Below are 3,800 nucleotides of genomic sequence, written 5' to 3' on the forward strand. Positions count from 1 at the left end.
CCAGTCGTACTTGAATGGCACGAGTTGGTTGAGGTCGGCGCGGCAGTTGATCATGCGCTTTTCGTCAACGGCGACGCGGGCGGCGGAGCCTTCGAGCTCGGCGAGGCCTTCGGCGACGTCGAGTTTGTCCAGGGCTGCCTTGGCGCGGATGATCGCAGCGGAGTCGTTGGCAGTCACATTGCGTGCTTCCAGCGCAGCAGCGGCGCCGGCACCGTCGAGGCGGTCCATGTTGGCTTCGCTGGCGTGGCCGGCATTGGCGCCTTTGATCACCGCTGCACCGGTGTCTTCGTTGTCGACTTCATCCCAACTCAGCATTGAAATACTCCTTCCTGTTCTGTTTTGACGGCGTCTAAGCCCGTCCAAAAATATGCGTTTTGCAGGCTACTAGGCATTGAAATACTGCGCGTAGTGTGGTCAGTAAATACCGATGCTGCACACTATGTAGTGGTCTGTTCTGTTTGTGGGCACACTATATGGTGTGTAACAAACCAGGTCAACGGCACAAGCGGGCACCGATCGTCGCAGGGGCCATGAGCAAAACTCACACCCCTATGACTTTTAATGGTTACGGCCGCCTCAACGCCCAATGCTAAAAATTCGCCAACAAGCTCCCCATAACAACAATGAGCGTTTGCGAAAATGAAATCACTTGATCTGTACATCGGCGAAGGCTTCGAAGGCCCAGGCGTCAATGCTGCCCACATCAACATCCTGATCGGCCCACGCAATGGCCCTGCCGGCCAAGCGTTCGCCACCAGCCTCGCATCCCCAAGCCAGGGCCATTGCCCGTTCATGGTGATTGCCCAGCCGAATATCCCGGTCAAACCCATGACCCTTTACGTCAACAAAGCTGCCATCGGCAGTGACCTGCACGGCAATGCCACCTGGGGCGCGTCCCAGGCCGGGATCGCCAAGGCGGTGCTCGAAGCCTTGCTCGACGGCACGTTGCCGCCGGAAGCCGAAGACGAGTGGGCCATCGTTACCGCCAACTGGGTTAACCCGGCCTGCGATGACCTGGACGCCGTCTACCTGAATAACTACAACGCCTGCCGCACCGCGATCCGCGCCGCCTTGACCGGCACACCGCACACCGCGCAGTTGGCCGACGTGGTCAACCACATCAGTAACCCTTTCTACACGCCCAAGGCCTGAGGAGACTGCCATGCACTACATCCGTTTGGGCAACTCCGGCCTGCAAGTCTCGCGCCTGTGCCTGGGCACCATGAACATGGGCACCCCGGATTGGAAACCGTGGATCTTCGATGAGAAGCAAAGCGAGCCGATCGTCGCTCACGCTTTGGACAACGGCGTCAACTTCATCGACCTGGCTGACTTCTATTCGGCGGGTGTCGGCGAAGAAGTGGTGGGGCGCATCCTCAAGCGCGTGGCACGGCGTGAAGACATCGTGGTCACCACCAAAGTCGGTTATGGCACCCGCAATGGCATCAACGCCAGCGGCCACTCGCGCAAGCACATCATGGACAGCATCGACGCGTCCCTCAGCCGGCTGGGCATGGATTACGTCGACGTGTTCATGCTGCATTACTTCGATGTCAATACGCCGGTCGAAGAAACCATGGCCGCGATGAACGACATTGTGCGTTCCGGCAAGGCCCGTTATATCGGCGTATCGACCATGCTCACCGGCCAACTGGCCAAGATCCTCATGGCCTGCGAGCGCAATGGCTGGGTCAAGCCGATCAATATGCAGCTGCAACTGAACTGCGCCTACCGTGAGGAAGAGCGCGAGATGATCCCGTTCTGCCGCGACCAGGGCCTGGGTGTCTCGGTGTTCAGCCCGCTGGCCCGTGGCTTGCTCACCGGCGAAGTGCAGTCGACCCGCAACCAGACCGACTTCTTCACCCAGCAGATGTACAGCGACCAGGCGTCGTTCGACATCGCCCATTCGGTGCAACGCGTGGCACGCGCCCGTGGTGTGTCGAATGCGCAGATCGCCCAGGCCTGGGTCGCCAACCATCCCGGCGTCGATGTGATGCTGGTAGGCGCCGACACCACCGCGCAATTTGACAGCGCACTCGCGGCCCTCGACACCCAGCTGGATGCCGAAGAACTGCACGAGCTGGAACGCAACTACACCCCGTGCGATGTGATCAACGACTACACCGCCGGCAAGCGCATCCTGCGCGAGGCCCGCCCGGGCCTGGACCGTTTCAACCTGATCGAGGCCGTGGCATGAACCCGCTGATCCGTACTGGCAACTACATAGATGGCCAATGGTCCAGCGGTGGGCCGACGTACCCGGTGCTCAACCCGGCCAATGGCGCCTTGATCGCAGACGTCCAGCGCGCGGGCGCGCAAGCCACCGACCTGGCCATCCAGGCCGCCAACCGCGCTTTGCCGGCCTGGCGCAAGCTCACCGCCAAGGAGCGCAGCCAGCGCCTCAAGCGCTGGAGCGAACTGATGCTGGACCACCAGAAGGACCTGGCCCAACTGCTGAGCCTGGAACAGGGCAAACCCCTGGCCGAAGCGATGGGCGAAGTGGTCTACGCCGCGAGTTTTCTGGAGTGGTTCGGCGAAGAAGCCAAGCGCGCCTATGGCGACGTGATCCCGACCCACAAGGCTGATGCACGCATCATCGTGACCAAGGAAGCGATTGGCGTGGTGGCGGCCATCACCCCGTGGAACTTCCCGCTGGCGATGGTCACTCGCAAAGTCGGCCCGGCGCTCGCGGCCGGTTGCACCATGATCCTCAAGCCTTCGGAAGAAACCCCGCTGTCGGCATTTGCCCTGGCGGTGCTGGCGGAGCAGGCGGGTATTCCGGCGGGTGTGTTCAACATCGTCTCCGGTGATGCCGTCGCCATTGGCGGCGCACTGCAAGCTTCCAGCGTGGTGCGCAAACTGTCATTCACCGGCTCCACCCGCACCGGCAAATTGCTGATGCGCCAGGCCGCCGACACGCTGAAAAAAGTTTCGCTGGAACTGGGTGGCAACGCGCCCTTCATTGTGTTCGACGATGCCGACCTGGAGGCCGCCGTCAAAGGTGCCATGGCCTCCAAGTTCCGCAACACCGGGCAGACCTGTGTGTGCGTCAACCGCTTCTTTATCCAGGACGGGGTGTATGAGGCCTTCACCCGCAAATTGGCGGAGGCGGTCAGTGCCATGCGTGTGGGCAGCGCGTTGGACGGCGAAACCGAACAGGGCCCGCTGATCAACGCGGCGGCGCTGGCCAAGGTTGAAGCCCACGTCGGCGATGCGTTGGAGAAGGGCGCCAAGCTGCTGTGTGGCGGTCGTCGCCACGCGTTGGGGGGCACCTTCTTCGAACCGACCATCCTGACTGAAGCCCATGGCGATATGTTGATTGCCCGGGAAGAAACCTTTGGGCCGGTGGCGGCGTGCTTCCGTTTCAAGGATGAGGCCGAGGTGCTGCAACGTGCCAATGACACGCCGTTCGGGTTGTCTGCGTACTTCTACAGTCGTGATATCGGCCGGGTGTGGCGCATGGCTGAGGGCCTGGAAGCCGGCATGGTGGGTATCAACGAAGGGATTATCTCTACTGAAGTCGCGCCGTTTGGCGGTATCAAGGAGTCTGGGCTGGGTCGTGAAGGTTCCAGGTATGGGCTGGATGATTATCTGGAGATCAAATACTTGTTGATGGGGGGCTTGTGAGACAACGTCGCTCTAAGGTGGGCGCTGGCTTGCTCGCGATAGCGGGGTGTCGGGGGTGTTGGGGTGTTGGGGTGCATATCCGTTGCTGCGGTAACGGCGGCTTAGGGTTCCGCCCTTACGGCGGGTCACTTTTTTACAAAGCGCCTAAAAAAGTAACCAAAAAACGCTTTGCC

At 61.1% G+C, this 3,800-nt stretch carries 3 protein-coding genes and 1 pseudogene; 3 read left to right on the top strand and 1 reads right to left on the bottom strand.

The window, feature by feature from the left end:
• Positions 1-315, bottom strand: a pseudogene (locus ACLBW8_RS28565) (ribonucleotide-diphosphate reductase subunit beta); the annotation flags it as partial.
• 324 nt (positions 316-639) lie between these two features.
• Between ACLBW8_RS28565 and fae the strand changes: the two are divergent.
• Genes fae through ACLBW8_RS28580 form a run of 3 tightly spaced genes read left to right on the top strand, consistent with a single transcriptional unit; the run spans position 640 to position 3,627 of the window.
• The gene (fae, locus tag ACLBW8_RS28570) at positions 640-1,152 is read left to right on the top strand and encodes a formaldehyde-activating enzyme (protein WP_259762594.1); all 513 of its coding nucleotides are present in this window, start codon (positions 640-642) and stop codon (positions 1,150-1,152) included.
• A 10-nt stretch (positions 1,153-1,162) separates the two neighbouring features.
• Positions 1,163-2,197, top strand: a complete 1,035-nt coding sequence (locus ACLBW8_RS28575; RefSeq protein WP_447806918.1) for an aldo/keto reductase — start codon at positions 1,163-1,165, stop codon at positions 2,195-2,197.
• Entirely contained in the window at positions 2,194-3,627 is a 1,434-nt protein-coding gene (locus ACLBW8_RS28580; RefSeq protein WP_447806919.1) for an NAD-dependent succinate-semialdehyde dehydrogenase, read from the top strand. Before ACLBW8_RS28575 ends, ACLBW8_RS28580 begins: the two co-directional genes overlap by 4 nt.
• The last annotated feature ends 173 nt before the right edge of the window (positions 3,628-3,800 follow it).

It is taken from the genome of Pseudomonas sp. M5A4_2d, from assembly GCF_053345295.1.